The organism is Leisingera sp. JC1, from assembly GCF_001679925.1.
GTDB lineage: Bacteria > Pseudomonadota > Alphaproteobacteria > Rhodobacterales > Rhodobacteraceae > Leisingera.
The window spans coordinates 300,745-319,407 of the sequence record NZ_LYUZ01000081.1; the positions used below are offsets into that span (position 1 = coordinate 300,745).

Annotated in this window: 20 protein-coding genes; 13 read left to right on the plus strand and 7 right to left on the minus strand. The window is 61.1% G+C overall.

The window, feature by feature from the left end; translation table 11 throughout:
• Nucleotides 1-181: 181 nt before the first annotated feature.
• The 9 genes from guaA to A9D60_RS09510 all read left to right on the plus strand — a co-directional run bounded on the left by guaA (nt 182) and on the right by A9D60_RS09510 (nt 10,050).
• Complete coding sequence (guaA, locus tag A9D60_RS09470) at nt 182-1,750, plus strand: glutamine-hydrolyzing GMP synthase (protein WP_065267336.1); 1,569 nt, start codon at nt 182-184, stop codon at nt 1,748-1,750.
• Between the two features lie 122 nt (nt 1,751-1,872).
• Nucleotides 1,873-3,381, plus strand: coding sequence for a sulfotransferase family protein (locus A9D60_RS09475; protein ID WP_065267337.1), 1,509 nt, complete (start codon nt 1,873-1,875; stop codon nt 3,379-3,381).
• Nucleotides 3,382-3,466: 85 nt separating this feature from the next.
• Nucleotides 3,467-4,351: a DMT family transporter gene (locus tag A9D60_RS09480; RefSeq protein WP_065267338.1), complete on the plus strand. Its 885-nt coding sequence runs from the start codon at nt 3,467-3,469 to the stop codon at nt 4,349-4,351.
• Nucleotides 4,352-4,454: 103 nt separating this feature from the next.
• On the plus strand, nt 4,455-5,573 hold the full coding sequence (locus A9D60_RS09485; protein WP_065267339.1) for an OmpP1/FadL family transporter: 1,119 nt from the start codon (nt 4,455-4,457) through the stop codon (nt 5,571-5,573).
• Between the two features lie 140 nt (nt 5,574-5,713).
• Nucleotides 5,714-6,577: an ATPase gene (locus A9D60_RS09490; RefSeq protein WP_065267340.1), complete on the plus strand. Its 864-nt coding sequence runs from the start codon at nt 5,714-5,716 to the stop codon at nt 6,575-6,577.
• A gap of 59 nt (nt 6,578-6,636) precedes the next feature.
• Nucleotides 6,637-7,554, plus strand: a complete 918-nt coding sequence (gene metA / locus A9D60_RS09495; protein ID WP_065267341.1) for a homoserine O-acetyltransferase MetA — start codon at nt 6,637-6,639, stop codon at nt 7,552-7,554.
• Between the two features lies 1 nt (nt 7,555).
• Entirely contained in the window at nt 7,556-8,509 is a 954-nt protein-coding gene (locus tag A9D60_RS09500; RefSeq protein ID WP_065267342.1) for an alpha/beta fold hydrolase, read from the plus strand.
• Nucleotides 8,510-8,570: 61 nt separating this feature from the next.
• Nucleotides 8,571-9,440, plus strand: coding sequence for a polyphosphate kinase 2 (ppk2, locus tag A9D60_RS09505; protein ID WP_065267343.1), 870 nt, complete (start codon nt 8,571-8,573; stop codon nt 9,438-9,440).
• The gene (locus tag A9D60_RS09510; RefSeq protein WP_019296190.1) at nt 9,433-10,050 is read left to right on the plus strand and encodes a TetR/AcrR family transcriptional regulator; all 618 of its coding nucleotides are present in this window, start codon (nt 9,433-9,435) and stop codon (nt 10,048-10,050) included. Before ppk2 ends, A9D60_RS09510 begins: the two co-directional genes overlap by 8 nt.
• A gap of 9 nt (nt 10,051-10,059) precedes the next feature.
• On the opposite strand, the gene A9D60_RS09515 is transcribed toward A9D60_RS09510, so the two are convergent.
• The 3 genes from A9D60_RS09515 to A9D60_RS09525 all read right to left on the minus strand — a co-directional run bounded on the left by A9D60_RS09515 (nt 10,060) and on the right by A9D60_RS09525 (nt 12,231).
• A complete protein-coding gene (locus tag A9D60_RS09515; protein WP_019296189.1) occupies nt 10,060-11,118 on the minus strand; it encodes an adenylate/guanylate cyclase domain-containing protein in 1,059 nt (352 codons plus the stop codon).
• Entirely contained in the window at nt 11,115-11,483 is a 369-nt protein-coding gene (locus A9D60_RS09520; RefSeq protein ID WP_065267344.1) for a group I truncated hemoglobin, read from the minus strand. The genes A9D60_RS09515 and A9D60_RS09520 overlap by 4 nt, the downstream gene beginning before the upstream one ends.
• Nucleotides 11,484-11,619: 136 nt before the next feature.
• Entirely contained in the window at nt 11,620-12,231 is a 612-nt protein-coding gene (locus A9D60_RS09525; RefSeq protein ID WP_065267345.1) for a CatB-related O-acetyltransferase, read from the minus strand.
• 327 nt (nt 12,232-12,558) lie between these two features.
• Here A9D60_RS09525 and A9D60_RS09535 point away from each other — a divergent pair, with 327 nt between their 5' ends.
• The gene (locus tag A9D60_RS09535; RefSeq protein WP_065267347.1) at nt 12,559-13,149 is read left to right on the plus strand and encodes a tetratricopeptide repeat protein; all 591 of its coding nucleotides are present in this window, start codon (nt 12,559-12,561) and stop codon (nt 13,147-13,149) included.
• Between the two features lie 78 nt (nt 13,150-13,227).
• Here A9D60_RS09535 and rpsI read toward each other — a convergent pair whose 3' ends face one another.
• From rpsI to A9D60_RS09550, 3 genes are all read right to left on the minus strand, one after another.
• The gene (gene rpsI / locus A9D60_RS09540) at nt 13,228-13,713 is read right to left on the minus strand and encodes a 30S ribosomal protein S9 (RefSeq protein ID WP_019296186.1); all 486 of its coding nucleotides are present in this window, start codon (nt 13,711-13,713) and stop codon (nt 13,228-13,230) included.
• Nucleotides 13,714-13,718: 5 nt separating this feature from the next.
• On the minus strand, nt 13,719-14,177 hold the full coding sequence (gene rplM / locus A9D60_RS09545) for a 50S ribosomal protein L13 (RefSeq protein WP_019296185.1): 459 nt from the start codon (nt 14,175-14,177) through the stop codon (nt 13,719-13,721).
• Nucleotides 14,178-14,344: 167 nt separating this feature from the next.
• Nucleotides 14,345-15,748, minus strand: coding sequence for an aminotransferase-like domain-containing protein (locus A9D60_RS09550; RefSeq protein ID WP_065267348.1), 1,404 nt, complete (start codon nt 15,746-15,748; stop codon nt 14,345-14,347).
• Nucleotides 15,749-15,844: 96 nt separating this feature from the next.
• On the opposite strand from A9D60_RS09550, the gene A9D60_RS09555 reads away from it, so the two are divergent.
• Both A9D60_RS09555 and asd read left to right on the plus strand, forming a co-directional pair.
• A complete protein-coding gene (locus tag A9D60_RS09555) occupies nt 15,845-16,078 on the plus strand; it encodes a DUF1127 domain-containing protein (protein ID WP_065267349.1) in 234 nt (77 codons plus the stop codon).
• A gap of 172 nt (nt 16,079-16,250) precedes the next feature.
• Complete coding sequence (gene asd, locus A9D60_RS09560) at nt 16,251-17,141, plus strand: archaetidylserine decarboxylase (protein ID WP_065267350.1); 891 nt, start codon at nt 16,251-16,253, stop codon at nt 17,139-17,141.
• A 10-nt stretch (nt 17,142-17,151) separates the two neighbouring features.
• On the opposite strand, the gene A9D60_RS09565 is transcribed toward asd, so the two are convergent.
• Entirely contained in the window at nt 17,152-17,574 is a 423-nt protein-coding gene (locus A9D60_RS09565) for a PaaI family thioesterase (RefSeq protein WP_065267351.1), read from the minus strand.
• Nucleotides 17,575-17,632: 58 nt separating this feature from the next.
• Here A9D60_RS09565 and A9D60_RS09570 point away from each other — a divergent pair, with 58 nt between their 5' ends.
• Nucleotides 17,633-18,418: an enoyl-CoA hydratase gene (locus tag A9D60_RS09570; RefSeq protein WP_065267352.1), complete on the plus strand. Its 786-nt coding sequence runs from the start codon at nt 17,633-17,635 to the stop codon at nt 18,416-18,418.
• The last annotated feature ends 245 nt before the right edge of the window (nt 18,419-18,663 follow it).

Genomic DNA, 18,663 nt, shown 5'->3' on the forward strand with positions numbered 1-18,663 from the left:
CCGCAGGATTGCGGCCATTCAAGTTGAAAAGCGACATTGCCGGAGCATTTTCCACCGCGCCGGTGGACTTTAGCATACCTTTGGCACGCGGGATGCCCGTCTGCCGTTAAATGACGCACGCTCCCCGGCAAGGCGGCCAAACCCCCTTGCGGAAAACGCGTTCCTGCCCTATGGCGCGTGCATGACAGAGACATCCCATGACCGCCTTCTCATCATCGACTTTGGCAGCCAGGTCACGCAACTGATTGCGCGCCGCCTGCGCGAGCTGAACGTCTATTGCGAAATCCACCCCTATCAGAATGTCACCATGGACTTTGTGCGCGAACTGGCGCCCAAGGCGGTGATCTTCTCGGGCGGGCCGGACAGCGTGACCCGCGAGGGCAGCCCGCGGGCGCCGCAGGAGATTTTCGATTATGGCGTGCCGATCCTGGGCATCTGCTATGGCCAGCAGGTGATGATGCACCAGCTGGGCGGCAAGGTGGAAAGCGGCCATGGCACTGCGGAATTCGGCCGCGCCTTTGTGACTCCCACCGTGGAAACACCGCCGCTGCTGGAAGGCTGGTTCGCAAACGACAACGACCGCGAGCAGGTCTGGATGTCGCACGGCGACCACGTCAGCAAGATCGCCCCGGGGTTCGAGGTCTACGGCACCTCCCCCAATGCGCCTTTTGCCATCACCGCCGATGTCAGCCGCAATTTCTATGCGGTGCAGTTCCACCCGGAAGTGCACCACACCCCGAACGGCGCCAAGCTCTATGAAAACTTTGTCAAACTGGCGGGTTTCTCGGGCGACTGGACCATGGGCGCCTACCGCGAGCAGATGATCGAGAAGATCCGCGAGCAGGTCGGCGACAAGAAGGTGATCTGCGGATTGTCCGGCGGCGTCGACTCCTCGGTTGCGGCGATCCTGATCCACGAGGCGATCGGCGACCAGCTGACCTGTGTGTTCGTGGACCATGGCCTGCTGCGCAAGAACGAGGCGGAAGAAGTCGTTTCAATGTTCCGCGACAACTACAACATCCAGCTGATCCACGCGGATGAGAGCGATCTGTTCCTGGGCGAGCTGGACGGCCAGTCCGACCCGGAAACCAAGCGTAAAATCATCGGCAAGCTGTTCATCGACGTGTTCCAGAAACACGCCGACACCATCGACGGCGCCGAGTTCCTGGCGCAGGGCACCCTGTATCCGGATGTGATCGAATCCGTGTCCTTCTCGGGCGGGCCTTCGGTCACCATCAAATCGCACCACAATGTGGGCGGCCTGCCGGAGAAGATGGGCCTGAAACTCGTGGAACCGCTGCGCGAGCTGTTCAAGGACGAGGTCCGCGCATTGGGCCGCGAACTGGGCCTGCCGCAGAGCTTTATCGGCCGCCACCCCTTCCCCGGACCGGGCCTGGCAATCCGCTGCCCCGGCGAGATCACCCGCGAGAAGCTGGAGATCCTGCGCGAGGCGGATGCGATCTATATCGACCAGATCCGCAAGCATGGCCTGTATGACGACATCTGGCAGGCCTTCGTGGCGATTCTGCCGGTCCGCACCGTTGGCGTGATGGGCGACGGCCGCACCTACGACTACGCCTGCGCCCTGCGCGCGGTGACTTCGGTTGATGGCATGACTGCGGACTACTACCCGTTCAGCCACGAGTTCCTGGGCGAGACCGCCACCCGGATCATCAACGAGGTTAAAGGCATCAACCGCTGCACCTATGACATCACTTCGAAGCCTCCGGGAACCATCGAGTGGGAATGATCTGACTTTATAGAGCCCCGGCCGGTTTGGCCGGGGTTTTTCTTATTCTGCGGCAAGCGATTAACGTATCCGTCAGACCTCTTTGGAATAGTCCCCGAAACACGACAGTTTTGGAGAACCCAATGATTATTTGCCACCCGCTGAAACTCATCTTCATCAAGACCAAGAAGGTAGGTGGCACGTCGTTTGAAATTGCCCTGTCCAGCTTTTGCGACGACACAAGCATTATCACTCCGATCTCGCCCGACGACGAAAAGACCCGTGCAGACCTGGGCTATCCAGGTGCGCAGAATCACCAGCACCAGGCCTGGCCGGATGGCTCCGGAACAAGTGCCGGTTTCTACAACCACATCCCCGCCGAAGAGGCCCGCAAACTGATCCCGCAGGACATCTGGGACAGCTACACCAAGGTCACAATCTGGCGCGATCCCTTTGACGCCATAATCTCCCGCTACTACTGGGAAAAAGCCGACGCCGCCGGAATTCCTTTCGGACAGTTCGTGCAGCGGTTTCCCGGCATGCTGACAGAAAACATCCAGATTGCTCCGCTGGAGGGCCCGTCTGCGCCGGATGTTTTCCTGCGTTACGAACACTTGGAAGAAGACATCGCCGCACTGGGCATCGACGGGCTGTGGGAGCGGTTTTCCAGCCTGCGGGCCAAAGGGGCGTTCCGCCCGAAGTCCGGCACAGACCCTGCCACGCTCTTTGCACGGCATCCTGACGCCGCAGACATTGTGGCAAAGAAATGCGCCGTTGAGATCCGCAAGTTCGGCTATACGCGCCCGGGCGCTCCAGCGGCGGCTGCCGCCATACCGGAAAAGCCCCGTGCAAACGACTTTATCTTCGCCCTTTCAGCCGGGCGTACCGGCACCGCCTGGCTGGCCCAGCTGTTGGGCGACAACCTGGAAATCAACTCTGTGCACGAGCCCATGGGCATCGAAGATTTCGGAACGCAAATGCCGGAAATCAGGCACATGCGAATGTTCAACACCTACGGCATGAACGAAAGTGTGAGAGGCTTCTGGAAGAACAAGTTGGATTCTCTGGAAGCCCCATATGCGGAATCCAATCACACTCTGGGCAAATGCGGGCTGATTGAGGCATTGGCAGGAAGCAGCATCCGCGACCGGACCACGGTGATCATCCTGCGCCGCGATCTAGCCAAGCAATGCGCGAGTTATGTGCACCGCAATGACTTCTTCAATATCACCCTCAGATGGCAATGGTATCTGGACATGGGCTATCGGAATTGGATCGTGGACCCGGCCAAATTCATGCAACTGGGGCAAGTTGGATGCGCCGTGTGGTACGCCTTGGAGATGGAGGCGCGCTACGCCTATTACCTGCTGACCTACGGACAGCAGATCAAATTCGTTGCTGCAAAGCTGGAAGAAGCGGTCACGCCGGCAGGAGCCACCAAGCTTCTGGCAGAACTGGGACACAAGGGCCGGATTTTCCTGCCGGAGAAAAGAAACGCCACACGCGACAAATCCGGGGTGATCGAAGAATTGACGGCCGAAATCCGAACGCTGCTGAACCGGGTGAATTTCGATCCCATCGCAGCCGCCGCCGCCTATATCAAGTCGGGACGCAGGCTGGATGCGCAGGCGATGAGCCGCGCTGCGGCCTGAGGCCGACACCTGCCCCGAAGCGTTCTGCTTGACCCCGCAGGGAAAATCCGCCTCTCCTCGCACTGGCTAATACAGTGAGGCAGGCATGACACAGGGCGAAACACGCGCGGGGCTGGCAGCGCTGTGGATGATTGGGGCCATTGTCTCCTTCTCCGCTATGGCGATTGCCGGACGCGAGGCCGGGCTGACGCTGGACACCTTCGAGATCATGGCCTACCGCAGCCTGGTTGGGGTGGTGATTGTTGTTGCCGTCCTGACCGCTGCGGGCCGCTGGCATCAGGTCCGGCGGCAGCGGCTGGGGGTGCATCTGCTGCGCAACCTGTTCCATTTCACCGGCCAGAACCTGTGGTTTCTGGCGGTGACGCTGATTCCGCTGGCCCAGGTCTTTGCGCTGGAGTTCACCTCGCCGCTGTGGGTGATCATCCTGTCGCCGCTCCTGCTGGGCGAGGCGCTGACCCGGCGGCGGATGCTGGCTGCGGCGCTGGGTTTTGCCGGTATCCTGATCGTCGCGCGCCCCAGCCCGGACACGCTGAACCTTGGCCTCGCCGCAGCGGCCAGTTGCGCCATCTTCTTTGCCCTGACTGCGATCCTGACCAAACGGCTGACCCGGCATGAGCACACCGCATCAATCCTGTTCTGGCTGACCTCCATGCAGCTGGTCATGGGTCTGCTGGCGGCGGGATGGGACGGCGACATGGCGCTGCCGGACGCAGCCACCCTGCCCTGGCTGGTGCTGATCGGCATTGCCGGGCTGACTGCGCATTTCTGCCTGACCACCGCCCTGTCGCTGGCGCCCGCCAGCGTGGTGGTGCCGGTGGATTTCGCCCGCCTGCCCGCCATCGCCATCCTGGGCATGGTGATCTATGGCGAGGCGCTGGATGCCTGGGTGCTGGGCGGAGCCGCTATCATTTGCTTTGCAAATTACCTCAACATAGTTGCAAGCAAGCCCCACAGAACCCCTCAGAGCTGACAGAATACGCCAAGTTGCCGCGCGGTTAATGTTGATTTGCTGAAATCCGCCCGATTACGTTCGCGTAAAGCGGCTCACCACAGCCGCCAATGAGGGAGGAACAATGAAACGCTATCTTGCAACTTCGGCGGCTTTGGCGCTGGTATCCGGCTCAGCCATGGCGAGCGGTCTGGACCGCACCGGCCAGCCGATCGGGATCATCTTTGAAGAAGGCAATTATGCCGAGTTTTCGTTCGCAACGACCTCGGTTGACCTGTCGGGCAACGACCGAACATCGCTGAACCCGTTCGGCTCTGCCACTGGCGATGTCGGTGAGCGGTTCAACATGTTTGGCGCCGGCTACAAGCGCGACATCAACGAACAGCTGTCGTTTGCGCTGATCTTCGATCAGCCTTGGGGGGTGGATGTGAACTATCCGACCACCGGGTCGCTGCTGCTGGGCGGCACAACGGCGCAGGCGGATTCAAACTCGATCACTGCCCTGCTGCGCTACAAGTTCAATGAGCGTTTCAGCGTCCACGGCGGCCTGCGCTACCAGGAAATTGACGGCGAGATAAATCTGGCAGGCGGCGCATATGCCTCAGCCATTCCCGGCGGCACCTACAATGTTAAAGTCGCCAAGGATGGCGCCTTTGGCTGGGTGGCCGGCGTCGCCTATGAGATCCCGGACATCGCCCTGCGCGTTGCCCTCACCTACAGCTCTGAAATCGAGCATGATTTTGATCTGACCGAAACCTTTTCAGGCTTCCCGGCTGCAAACGGCACCAGCTCAACCAAGACCAAAACACCGCAATCGGTGAACCTGGACTTCCAGACCGGTATCGCACAGGACACTCTGCTGTTCGGCGGCATCCGCTGGGCCGAGCACAGCGTGACCAATCTGGTTCCCGGAATTTTTGGACGCGACCTGATCGATCTGGATGACTCCGTTACCTACACCTTGGGTGTCGGTCGCGCCTTCAACGAGAAGTGGTCCGGTTCGGTGGCGCTGATCTATTCGGATTCGGACGGCGACAACCTGGTCTCTCCGCTGGCGCCTACCCACGGCTATGAAGCGATCCGCGTTGGCGTGCAGTACAAGCAGGACAACATGACTGTCTCTGCCGGTGTCCGCTATACCCAGCTGGGTGATGCGGTGGCCTCCCCCGGCGGCAACCCGGTCACCAACTTCCAGGACAACGACGCAGTCAGCTTCGGCCTGAAAGTCGGCTTCCACTTCTGATCCAGGCACCTGCCGGGCAGTTTGCCCCGCCCCTCCCAGGGGCGGGGTTTTCTTTTGCCGCGGCTGAAGCGCGCATGGAATTGACCCAGCCCCCGCGGGTGGCTAGCAAGGCGTGACACCTTCAGGGACTTGAAACTTCCATGCTCTACTCTTCCGCACAGGACTGGCGCGACGCCCCCAGCAAACGGGTGCTGTTCTTTGGCATGTCCGGGCTTGGCAAAACCTATGTCAGCAACGTCCTGCGCGGGGCCGGCAGCTGGTTCCACTATTCCATCGATTACCGCATCGGCACCCGCTACATGGGTGAGTACATTGCCGACAACGCCAAGGCCGAGGCGATGAAAGTGCCGTTCCTGCGCGAGCTGCTGCTGACGGATTCGATCTTCATTGGTTCCAACATCACCTTTGAAAACCTGCGCCCGGTTTCTGCCTACCTGGGCAAACCCGGCGATGTGGCCAAGGGCGGACTCCCGATTGCAGAGTACAAACGCCGCCAGGAACAGTTCCGCGTCGCCGAGATCCGCGCTCTGCTGGACACCGAATATTTTGAAGGCCGGGCGCAGCAGCTGTATGGCTATCCGCATTTCATCTGCGACACCGGCGGATCGATCTGCGAATGGGTCGATGCCGATGATCCGAATGACCAGATCCTGTCCGAGCTCAGCAAGCACACGCTGATGGTCTGGATCAAGGGCAGCGAGGAGCACACCGCAGAGCTGGTGCGCCGTTTTGACAAGGCACCCAAGCCGATGTCCTATCAGCCGGAGTTCCTGAACCGGGTCTGGCAGGAATACCTTAAGCAAAACAAGGTATCCGAAGCGGATGTCGACCCCGATGCCTTTATCCGCTGGACCTATTCCCAGGCACTGGCCCACCGCCAGCCGCGCTATCAGGCGATGGCGGACAACTGGGGCGTCACGGTGACCGCCAGCCAGATCTCCGCCGTCAAGGATGAGGCTGGTTTCGTGGATTTGATCGCCAAGGCCCTTGAGGACCGCGGCTAAGCCGCTTATCTGACAACCTCCGCTATATCGCACATTTTTCCGCAAATCAGGATACTGACATGCCCATCAAGATCCCCGCTGACCTGCCCGCCTATGACGTTCTGACGAACGAAGGCGTGATGGTCATGTCGCCGGATCAGGCGGCACGCCAGGACATCCGGGCGCTGCGCATCGGGCTGTTGAACCTGATGCCCAAGAAGATCCAGACAGAGAACCAGTTTGCCCGGCTGATCGGCGCCACACCGCTGCAGATCGAGCTGAGCCTGATCCGGATGACCGAGCATCAGACCAAGAACACCGCGGCTGAACACATGGAGGAGTTCTATCACTCCTTCCAGGAGGTGAAGCACGAGAAATTCGACGGGCTGATCATCACCGGCGCGCCGATTGAGCATCTGGATTTTGCAGAGGTCACCTATTGGGACGAAATGCGCGAGGTGTTCGAGTGGACCCAGACCAACGTGCATTCCACCTTTGGCGTCTGCTGGGGCGGCATGGCGATGATCAACCATTTTCATGGCGTGAAGAAACACATGCTGGATCACAAGGCGTTCGGCTGCTTCCGGCACCAGAATCTGGCACCGGCCTCGCCGTACCTTCGCGGGTTTTCGGATGATTTCGTGATCCCGGTCAGCCGCTGGACCGAGATGAAGCAAGCGGAGGTCGATGCCGCCGAGGGGCTGAAAACGCTTCTGGGCAGTGACGAGGTCGGCCCCTGCCTGATTGAGGACAAGGCGCACCGGGCGCTCTATATCTTCAACCATTTCGAGTACGACAGCGATACGCTGAAGCAGGAGTACGACCGCGACGTGGCCAACGGCACCCCGATCAACGTGCCGGGCAACTACTATCCGGACAACGATCCCAGCCGCCAGCCGCAGAACCGCTGGCGCAGCCACGCGCATCTTCTCTATGGCAACTGGATCAATGAAATTTACCAGACCACGCCCTATGAGCTGGATGAGATCGGCCGCTAGGATGCTGCTTTGGGCTGGCTTGGCTGTGGCCGCGGGCACAGCGGTGACCGTCTGGCAGGCGGGCCGCCGTGAGGCCGCGGCTGAGACCCGTCATCCGCCGCAGGGCCAGGTTCTGGTGGTCGGGGCGCACCGGGTCCATGCGGTGGAAATGGGACAGCCCAAGGGCAGCGCGCCGGATCTGGTGCTGATCCACGGCTCCAGCGGCAATACCCGCGACATGACGTTCCGGCTGGCGCCGGCGCTGGCGGAGGAGTTCCGCATCCTGATCTTCGACCGTCCGGGCTTGGGGTATTCCAGCCCGCTGAACGGGACGGGTGCAACGATCCGCCAGCAGGCGGATGTGCTGCGCCAGGCCGCGGCGCAGATGGAGGCAGAGAAACCCGTCGTGCTGGGCCAAAGCTATGGCGGCGCGGTGGCGCTGGCCTGGGCGGTGGACCACCCGGAAAGCGTATCCGGCTTGGTGACTGTGTCAGGCGTGGCCTACCCCTGGACCACACCGCTGGATCCGCTCTACCGTCTCACCTCCTCGCGTTTTGGCAGCGCTGTGGCGGTGCCGGTGCTGGCGGCCTTTGTCCCGGATTTCGTGGTCAGCCGCTCCCTGCAGGAAATCTTTGCGCCGCAGATGGTGCCTGAGGGATACGCCGAACATTTCGGCACCGGCCTGTCGCTGCGGCGCGGGTCGCTGCGGGCCAACGCCCGGCAGCGGGCGAACCTGCTGGAGGAAGTGACAGAACTGTCGCAGCATTACCGCCGCATCACGGTTCCGCTGGAGGTGATCCACGGCACTGAGGATGATCTGGTGAACCTCAAGCTGCATGCCGAAGGACTGGCGCGGGATGTCGACAGCGCGCGGCTGACGCTGCTGGAGGGGATCGGCCATATGCCGCAGCACGTCGCAACGGAAGATGTCGCCGATGCGGTGCGCCGCGCAGCTGAACGTGCGCATTTGCGTTAAAGCGATTCACATTCCATACTTCCTTCCCATATAAGGGATTGAGGACAGAAGGGTTTTGCACATGCCGCTGCCGTTTGACGGGGCCATTAGCCGCTACTTCCAGAACGGCGCGCCGGAGGAGATCCGCACCGCCATCAAGCGTGCGGACAAGGATGAAATCCTCAGCCCCAGCTACCCGCACCGGGAGCGGATGAGGCGCAAGGCTTACGAGAAGGACCTGGAGGCGCTGCAGATTGAACTGGTCAAGCTGCAGTCCTGGGTCAAGTCTAGCGGCGCGCGGATTGCCATCGTCTTTGAGGGTCGCGATGCGGCCGGCAAAGGCGGCACCATCAAGCGGTTCCGCGAGAATCTGAACCCGCGCGGCGCGCGGATCGTGGCGCTGTCAAAACCGACTGAGGCTGAGCAGAGCCAGTGGTATTTCCAGCGCTATGTGCAGCAGCTGCCGTCAGGCGGCGAAATCGTGTTCTTTGACCGCAGCTGGTACAACCGCGGCGTTGTCGAAAAGGTGTTCGGCTTCTGCACCGATGCGCAGCGGGAGCGGTTTTTCGATCAGGTTCCGGGCTTTGAAACGGCGCTGGCGGAGGACGGCATCCACCTGTTCAAGTTCTGGCTCAACGTGGGCCGTGCGGAACAGTTGCGCCGGTTCCTGGCACGGGAATCTGATCCTCTGAAACAGTGGAAGCTGAGTTCCATAGATGTGAAGGGGCTGGAGAAATGGGACGGCTACAGCGCTGCAATTTCAGAAACTTTTGCGCGCAGCCACAGCCCTGAGGCCCCCTGGACAATCATCCGTTCGGATGACAAACGGCGGGCGCGGCTGGCGGCGATACGCAGCGTTCTGCACGCGATTGACTACGCTGAAAAGGACACTAACGCGATTGGTGCCCTTGATACGGAAATATGCGGAGGCCCGGATATCTGGGATGCCTAAACGCGGTTATCATCACGGCAATCTGCGCCAGGCACTGGTAGAGGCCGCCTTGCAGCTGATTGAGGCCAAAGGGCCGACCGGCTTCACCCTGTCGGAAGCGGCCAAGCAGGCGGGTGTTACCCCGGCTGCGGTCTACCGCCATTTCGAGGGGCGCGAGGATCTGATCGCAGAAGCCTCGCGTCAGGGCTATGTGATGTTCGCCGACCTGATGCAGCACGCATATGACAAGTATCAGCCCTCGGCGCTGGCTGCGTTTGAGGCAACGGGGCGGGCCTATCTGGCCTTTGCCCGCAAGCATCCGGGCCACTACATCGCGATGTTCGAAAGCGGTATTTCGGTGAACCGCACGCCGGAGCTGGCTGATGCCGCCGCCCGCGCGCGCGCGATTCTGGAACGCGCTGCGGCTGACCTCAGCCAGCATATCCCGGCAGAGAAACGCCCGCCGGCCTCGATGTTCTCGGCCCATGTGCTGGCGATGAGCCACGGGGTGGTGGAGCTTTATGCGCGCAACTCGCCCGGAGCTGCTTCACCCTTTCCGCCGGAGGACCTGCTGGAAAGCGGCATCGGGATTTATTTGCGCGGGCTGGGGCTGATCGGGCCGGACAATTAGAACCGGCCGCTAAAAACGCCCGCTGGGCTGCGGGGCGCTCAGCTCGTCGCCGACGTTCACCAGGTTCACTTCGCCGATGCCCTTGATGTCCTCAGGGCCGATGTCGGTGACGTGGAATTCCTCGGACAAAGCGTCCTTCATGTCCTCTGGCGCGACAATCTTCATCGGGTTGGCAAAGACTTGCAGCCGGGAGGCCAGGTTAACCGCCGGGCCGAAGACGTCATAGACGTACTTTTGGATACCCACCACAGAACCCACAGCAGAGCCGGTACCAAGGCCGATCCGCGCCTGCCACTTGTGCTGGTGGCTTTGGTTGCGCCGGTCCAGATAGCGCAGGAAACGGGTGGCGCAATGGGCCACGGCGGTGGCGTGGTCCGGCGTCGGCTCCGGCATGCCGGCAACCGCCAGATAGGCGTCGCCAATGGTCTTGATCCGCTCGCAGCCGTATTGCTCGACGATGCGGTCGAAGGCGGTGAAGATGTCGTTCAGCTCTCCCAGCGTGACCGTCGGATCGGTGCGGGAGGCAAAGTCGGTGAAGTTCACGAAGTCCAGCATCACCACCGACACCTTGGGATAAAGCTGCGGGGTGACCACGCCAAAGGTCTTGAACTCCTCATAGACCGAGCGCGGCATCAGATTGAGCAGCAGCCGCTCCACCCGTTCCTTCTCGCGTTCCAGCTCGCGGGTGTTGCGCTCCACCATGGTGGAGTAGCTGTCGATCATGCTCTCCAGCTCGCGGATGCGGGTGATGTTCTGGCACTCCACCACCAGCAGCGCCTCGTTCAGGTGGCTGGCCTGGGAAATATTGATGGCGAAAACCAGGGTGCGGCGTTTGCGCTTGATCTTCAGCTCCGCCGAGTAGCGCAGGCCCTCGTCACAAAGCGGCCCCAGGTCCTCCGGCTGCAGGCCATCGATGGCATCGGTCAGCGAAGCGCCCTCGCCCGGGGTGCCAAACCATTCCGCAAAGGGCTGGTTGTGAAAGACAAATCCAAGGTCCGATGCCCGCACGACTGCCACGCCGACACCAATGGCACGCAACAGCTGCTCATTGATGGCGGCAATGCTCATGCCGCTTCCCGGGTGACGATGATGCTGCGTTTAGATTCGATGGCGTTAAGCGTCGTGCGGATGTCCGGCTCTGACAGGCCGTGCTGTTCCAGCGCTTCTTTCAGCAGTGCTCCCATCTCGTCAAAGTCTTTGTGGGTAATGCCGAGTGCCCTGTGCACCGCCTCCAGCCGGTCATCACTGAAGGACGCAGGGCCGCCCAGCAGCGAGGAAATGAACTTGGTCTGGTGGTCAATCAGGCGCGCCATGTCCACATCGGCGAAGTAATCGCCGATCTGATCGGAATCGAGCGCCAGCTCATAAAAGGTCATCACGACCCGGCTGATGGCGCTGAACCCGCCGTATTTCTGGTAGATCGTTTGCGGCATGACAGCTGTCCCCCATCAGGAAGCGGTCTGCCCATGTTACGCTAATTTTGCGAAAAAGTTAACGCCCGGGCGCCGCAGGGGCAGCCCGGGCCGGTTTCCAACCTGAAAACCATAGGTTCATCAGCCCGCCGTGCGGTCAGGCAGCGCTTTCATCCGTGAAGGTCACCAGGTCGCTGACAATGCATTGCAGCCCCTCGATCAGGTCCAGTGTGGGCTGAGTGGAGAGCAGTGGCGCCATTTCCTGGATCAGGGGCAGCGGCAAGTCCCACCAGCGCAGCGCCTGCAGTTTTTCGCACACCGTGCCGTCGAAACGTTTACGCACGAGCTGCGCCGGGTTGCCAGCCCAGACTTCATAGGCGCCCACATCGCTGGTTACGGTCGCATTGGGACTGATCACAGCACCATCACCGATCGTCACCCCGCCCAGCAAGGTCGCATTAGCACCGATCCAGACGTCATTTCCGATCACCACATCCTGGCAGCCCGGTTGGGGAGCATGGGTGTCGGACCCGCCAAGATGTTCGGTAAAGGCTTCGCCGAAGGAGAAGGCAGAAATCCGGTCCAGCGCCGGGGACTGATCCAGCATCACCCGCACACCGCGGCTGATCGAACAGAAGGAGCCGATCGCGACATTGGCGCCGCCGCCCTGCCCCTCGATCTCCAGATCCTCATAGCCATGGGTGAAGCGGCCGATTTCCAGTTTGCCGTTGCCGATCGGGGCAGTCTTGAATTGTTCTGGTGATGTCATGGTATTCTGCCTTCCGGTTCCCGTCCTAGGATTTCCGGGCCACCCTAGGAAATCTTTCTAAAGGAACCCTGAAGGCAGCCCCCGGGAAAACGGATGGTACTGAACAGGCGACCAAGTAAACGCCGCGACGTCTTCCAGCCCCGGGTAAAGATAGCGCCCCTGCTGAACGCCGTGCAGTCACTGCAAAAAAACCGTGACTTGGGCCTGCTGATGGCTAACATCGCAAGCAATTATCGTAAGCATACTCACAAGCCCCCAAACAGCCTTGGCGCTGAAAAGTCAGATGCAAAACAGACGGCTGCACGGGCCAAAAGGAAATGAATTACAATGACCCGCCGATTTGCGTTGATGTTTGCGGCTTTGACTTCAGCCGCCCCCGCCTTTGCACAAGATGCCAAGCCGTTGCATCTGTTTCAGGACGAGCGGGAGTATTTCAACGAGATTGCTGATGAAGTCTGCGAGGGCGAACTCAGCCGCTGGGATGAGCTGGTGACCCGCGGCAACACCGTCGACACATTTTCACCGCAGGCCGCCGTTGCGCTGGGTTGGATCATGACCAATGAAGATTGCCGCGGAATCCCGATTACGGATGATATGGAGAAGGTTCAGTACCGGCTCAACCTGCATGCGGCAGCCCATGGGTATCCGATTGCGATGTGGAACCTGGCCCACATGCTTATCATTGGCGACGGCACAGACCCTGACCCGAGCCGCGGCGCCCGGCTCGCGATCAAGGCTGCTGAGGCGGGATACTACCCGGCTGCGGCCAATTTGGCAGTGCAACTCTCGACCGGGGAATACATGCCCCGCAACCTGAAGCTGGCGGTCCGGCTGATTGAATTTGCGGAGGAAAACGGGGTATCCGGTGAAGCTTTACGGAATGCCAAACAGGCCTACAGGGACGCGATCCGGGAGTGACGCAGCTGCGCATGCCTCCGCCAACGAAAAAGGGCCGCCCCGAAGGCGGCCCTTTCGTATTTCTGTCCCTCGAAACGCTTAGCGCTTGGAGAACTGGAACGAACGGCGGGCTTTGGCCTTACCGTATTTCTTACGTTCCACAACGCGGCTGTCGCGGGTCAGGAAGCCGGCTGCTTTCAGCGCACCACGCAGCGACGGATCGTACAGCTGCAGGGCTTTGGAGATGCCGTGCTTAACCGCACCGGCCTGACCGGACAGGCCGCCGCCTTTGACGGTGGCGTAGACGTCAAACTCGCCTTCGACGCCGGCAACCTGGAACGGCTGGCGCAGGATCATCTGCAGCACCGGACGGGCGAAGTACTTGTTGATTTCCTTGCCGTTCACCTCGACCTTGCCGGAGCCCGGCTTGATCCAGACGCGGGCAACAGCGTCTTTACGCTTGCCGGTGGCATAGGAGCGGCCCAGTTCGTCACGAACCGGCTCACGCGCGATGGTTTCTTCAGCCACTGCTTCCACACCGGTTGCAGCTGCGAGCTCTTCGAGAGTGTTGATCTGATCAGACATCAATATCAGCTCCGGGTGTTTTTCTTGTTCATGGATTTGACGTCCAGAACTTCAGGTGCCTGGGCTTCATGCGGGTGCTCGGCACCAGCGTAAACGCGCAGGTTGGTCATTTGCTGGCGCGACAGGCGGTTGCCCGGCAGCATACGCTTGACCGCTTGGGTCACAACGCGCTCCGGATGTGCACCTTCCAGGATTTCCTGCTTGGTGCGCGACTTGATGCCGCCCGGGTGGCCGGTGTGCCAGTAGAAGTGCTCGTCGCGCTTCTTGCCGGTCATCTGCACCTTTTCGGCGTTGATGATGATGACGTTGTCGCCCATGTCCATATGCGGAGTGAAGGACGCTTTGTGCTTGCCGCGCAGGCGCATGGCAACGATCGAGGCAAGACGGCCCAGCACCACGCCCTCGGCGTCGATGATGATCCACTTCTTCTCGATATCTGCCGGAGTAGCAGAGAAGGTTTTCATGGCAGGTCAATCCTGTTTGTCGTGAAAGGCAGAATCCCAAAGGTCTTCGGCCTGAATTCGATGGACGGGGTTTACGGGCATCCCAAGCCCCAGTCAACACCGTCAAACAAGATTAAACCATTACAAAACAAGGGTTTAAAAAATAGGTATAATAATACCCCACAAATTCACACGCTGATCTGCTCCGGCGGGTTGTCCAGCAGGGCGCGCAGGCGCAGCATAGCCTCCTCAAACTGTTTCAGCGGCACATGCGCGTTGATGGCAATGCGCACCGCGTGGGGCGCGCGGCCGTCGCGCAGGGCGAACTCATCCGCCGATCGGATCTGCACCCCGTTGGCCTCAGCCGCGCGGGTGAAGGCCGCAGCGCGCCAGCCGGACGGCAGTTTCAGCCACAGGAACGGCACCTCAGGGTTCCAGGTCAGATCGAAGCCGCCGAGCGCATTGACCGCCACCCGCACATAACGGGCCATTTCACCGCGCACGGATTGCACCAGCCCGGGCAGGCGCGGATCGGTCAGCAGGATCCGCACCAGTTCCGCCAGCGGCTGGGCCAGGCCGAAATAGCCGTATTCCGCCACCCGGCGCAGGTCGGCCGCCCGCCCTTCCGGTGCAAGGGCAAAGCCGACGCGCAGGGCCGGCGTCAGGATTTTGGAGATCGAGGAGACATGCCAGGCCAGCTCCGGCGCCAGAGAACGGTAGCTCGGTGCGCGTGACTCGCCGAGGCGGTAGCAGTCATCCTCGACAATCTGCACACCGTGGCGGCGGGCGATGCGGACAATCTCCTTGCGGCGCTCCAGCGGGGTGAACAGCCCGGTGGGATTATGGACCTCCGGGCTGGTGCAGATGACAGAAGCGCCGGATTTGCGGATCGCCAGCTCCATCGCATCCGGGCGGAGGCCGTGCTCATCCATGGCGACCTCTACCACCTGCGCCCTGAGCAGCTCCGCCGCGCGGCGGAAGCCGGCATAGGTCAGGTCCTCCACCATGATCACCGGCTGCTGGCCTTGCAGGATGGCCTGGAGAACCACCATGATTCCATTCTGACCGCCATGGGTCAGAACCACGTCCCGTTCGCTGACCGGGCCGACCGGCGCTTTGGCAATCCAATCCGCAGCGGCCTGGCGTACCGGCTTATATGCATCGCGGGTCGGGTAGTTCAGGAAATTCCGCGCCTCGCCTTCTGCCACCTTGTGCAGCGCCTCTCGCACCGCGGCCACCTGCCCCATGTCGGCAATCCGCGGGCTGAACAGGCTCACATGGCCGGGATCGCGCGCCTCCAGCAGATGCAGCTCCCGCGACCATACGTCATCGGGCACCGGCTTCTTCTTTTCGGCTACGAAAGTGCCGCGCCCGACTTCGGCCTCCAGCACACCCTCATCGGTCAGGATGCTGTAGGCGCGGGCGACAGTGCCGGGTGTAATGCTCAACTGATACGCGAGGTCGCGCACCGGCGGCAGCTTTGTACCAATTTTCAGGCTACCCGTCTCGACGGCAGACCGGATTGTATCTGCGACCTTTTTGTACTTGGGACCTTTTGTCTCACCCAGCGCTTGCGGCCAAATTGTACCCATTACAATCCATCCTTGGACAACCTCTCACCCTCTTTGTATCAAAACATCACGACAAATCAACAGGATTGTATCAACACAATACGAAGGAAGCCTCCCATGGCACAGCATATGCAAATGGCACAATCGAACATGTCCTTTTTGAACAGCCGCCCGGCCCTGCCGGTGCTGGCGCAATGGGCCGTCTCCTTTGCCGTGCTGGTAACCAAGTGGAGCCTGCGCCATCGCACCCGAACCCATTTGAAACACCTGAGCGAGACGCAGCTGAAGGACATCGGGCTGACCCGTGAGGACGCCCATTATGAAGCCACTCTTCCGTTCTGGCGCCCGTGATCCCCTGGGCAAAGGAACAACCTGACGGCCGGGGTTCGCCCCCGGCCTTTTTTGTTTGCGCCTTGGTGTCTGCAAAGGTGAGCCTTGCTGCCGCCGCGTCGCACATCCGCTCTTGGCCCCGCCCCCGCGCTTTGCTAGGCGCAGCGGGACGAAACCAGATTTGGCAGATTTGATGCAGCGCGACCCCATCCTTGTTGTAGACCGCGAGACCGGCGAGACCTTTGAAGAGGCAGTGCTGGGCGAGAAATGGATTCGCTGGGCCTATCAGAACGCCAGCGCCAGGCCGGTGGAAAAGCTGCTGTTCCGCTCCCCCCTCATCAGCCGGCTGATGGGCGCCTGGTTCGACTCGCGGTTTTCAAAGGGCAAGATCGCGGCTGTGGTTAACGAACTGGCCATCGACATGAGTGAGGCTACCGCTCCGGCAGACAGCTATGGCTGCTTCAACGACTTCTTTGTACGGCACCTGAAACCGGAGGCTCGCCCCTTCAGCGCGGACCCAAAGGACATTGTATCGCCCGCGGATGGCCGGGTGCTGGTGTTCCCGGAGCTGGCAGAGGATGTGTTTGTCCCGGTCAAGGGTTATCCGATGTCGGTGCGCACCATGCTGCCGGGTATTGCGGAGCGGTTCATCGGCGGCGCGCTGGCAATCGTGCGGCTGTGCCCGGCGGACTACCACCGCTACCACTTCCCTGCCGCGGGCCGCATCACCGCAGCACAGGACATTCCCGGCGCGCTGCATTCGGTCAACCCGATAGCGCTTGGCGCGGGGCCGGATGTGTTCGGAGAAAACAAGCGCACCTGGACCCTGATCGAAACCGATAACCTGGGCAGCTATTGCTTTATTGAGGTCGGCGCCTTCGGGGTCGGCTCCATCATCAACACCCGCACCTCGGGCGCGGTGCAGAAGATGGACGAGAAGGGCTACTTCAAGTTCGGCGGCTCCACCGTGGTGGTGGTGTTCGAGCCGGGCAAAGTGCGGTTCTCCGATGATCTGGCGGCAAACAGTGCCAAGGGCCGCGAAACACTGGTTAAGGTGGGCCAGCCTTTCGCCACCGCCCTGTAAGAAACCTGCCCTAACGCTTCGGCGGGATCGAATAGGTCATCGAGGCGCGCGCCACCGGCTCTGCCATGCCCTCGGAATAGATCAGCACATCCGCCACCGCCAGAACCCGGCCCAGCTTCAGCAGCCGCGCCTCGCCGATCAGGTCTGCCCCTGCCGCAGGCTTGCGCATGAAATCGAGCGAGCAATTGGTGGTTACTGCCAGCGCCTCCTGCCCCAGATGCGCCAGGATCAGCGCGTAGACCGCGCAATCGGCCAGCGCGAACATCGACGGGCCGGACACCGTGCCGCCGGGGCGCAGGTGCCGCTCCGCCGTCAGCAGCCGCATCCGGAGATGGTTTTCCTCCATCGCGTCGATGGCAAAGTCATCCCGCACCTGCGGAAAAATCTCATGCAAGTACTCCGTCAGACCTGCGACATCAAATGCCAGCGCCATGCTTTCCCTTTCTGTTCGCCCCGCCTAGAGTTGCCCCCGGATTTGCACGGAGGGCAAGATGGCAATTCTGGAACGTCACGACACGGGCGCAATTGCCCGCCTTACCATGAACACGCCGGAGAAGCTGAACGCGCTGTCGGATGAGATGCTGGCGGCGCTGCAGGAGCAGATTGACGCTTTGCGCGAAGACAGCCGCATCAAGGTTGTGATTCTCTCCGGTGCGGGCAAAGGGTTCTGCGCAGGCCATGACATCAAACAGATGACCGCTGGCCGCGCGTCCGAGGACGGCGGCAAGGCCTATTTCCAGGATCTGTTTGCACGCTGCACCAGCGTGATGACGGGACTGCAATCCCTGCCCCAGCCGGTAATCGCCCAGGTTCACGGCATTGCCACCGCTGCGGGTTGCCAGCTGGTTGCCTCCTGCGATCTGGCGGTGGCGGCGGAAGGCACCCGGTTCGGCGTCAACGGCGTGAATATCGGTTTGTTCTGCTCCACCCCGATGGTGGCGCTGTCGCGCAATATCCCGCGCAAACAGGCTTTTGAGCTGCTGACCACCGGCGAATTCGTCGATGCCGCGCGCGCCGTGGAACTCGGCTTGGCCAACCGTTCCGTGCCGCAAGAGGAGCTGGAAGCGGAAACCAACCGGCTGGCGGAGACTATCGCCTCCAAGCTCGGTGCGGCGGTGAAAATCGGCAAGCAGGCCTTTTACGAGCAGCYGCAGATGCCTCTGGAGCAGGCCTATGCCTACACCAGCGGCGTGATTGTCGAGAACCTGATGCACCGCGACACCATCGAAGGCATGGCCGCCTTTATCGAGAAGCGTCCGCCCGACTGGCAGGAGTGAGTTTTTCCGAAAATTTACGGAAAGCTTTAGCCTTTGTTTACCAATAGGAACGTAATGTTTCCGTAATAAGCCAAATGCCCACCTTTCAATTCGGGCAGAAAGATGGCAGAGATTGGGCAAGGTCGCAGACCGGCACAATTTGGGCTGCTGCTGCAGAAGGGTCCCTCCAACCGGTTCTCTCACCCCGGTGATCCATTCCTGCAGCGGCGGCCCCAAATCTCCCCTCCAGCAATGAACGGCCGCCG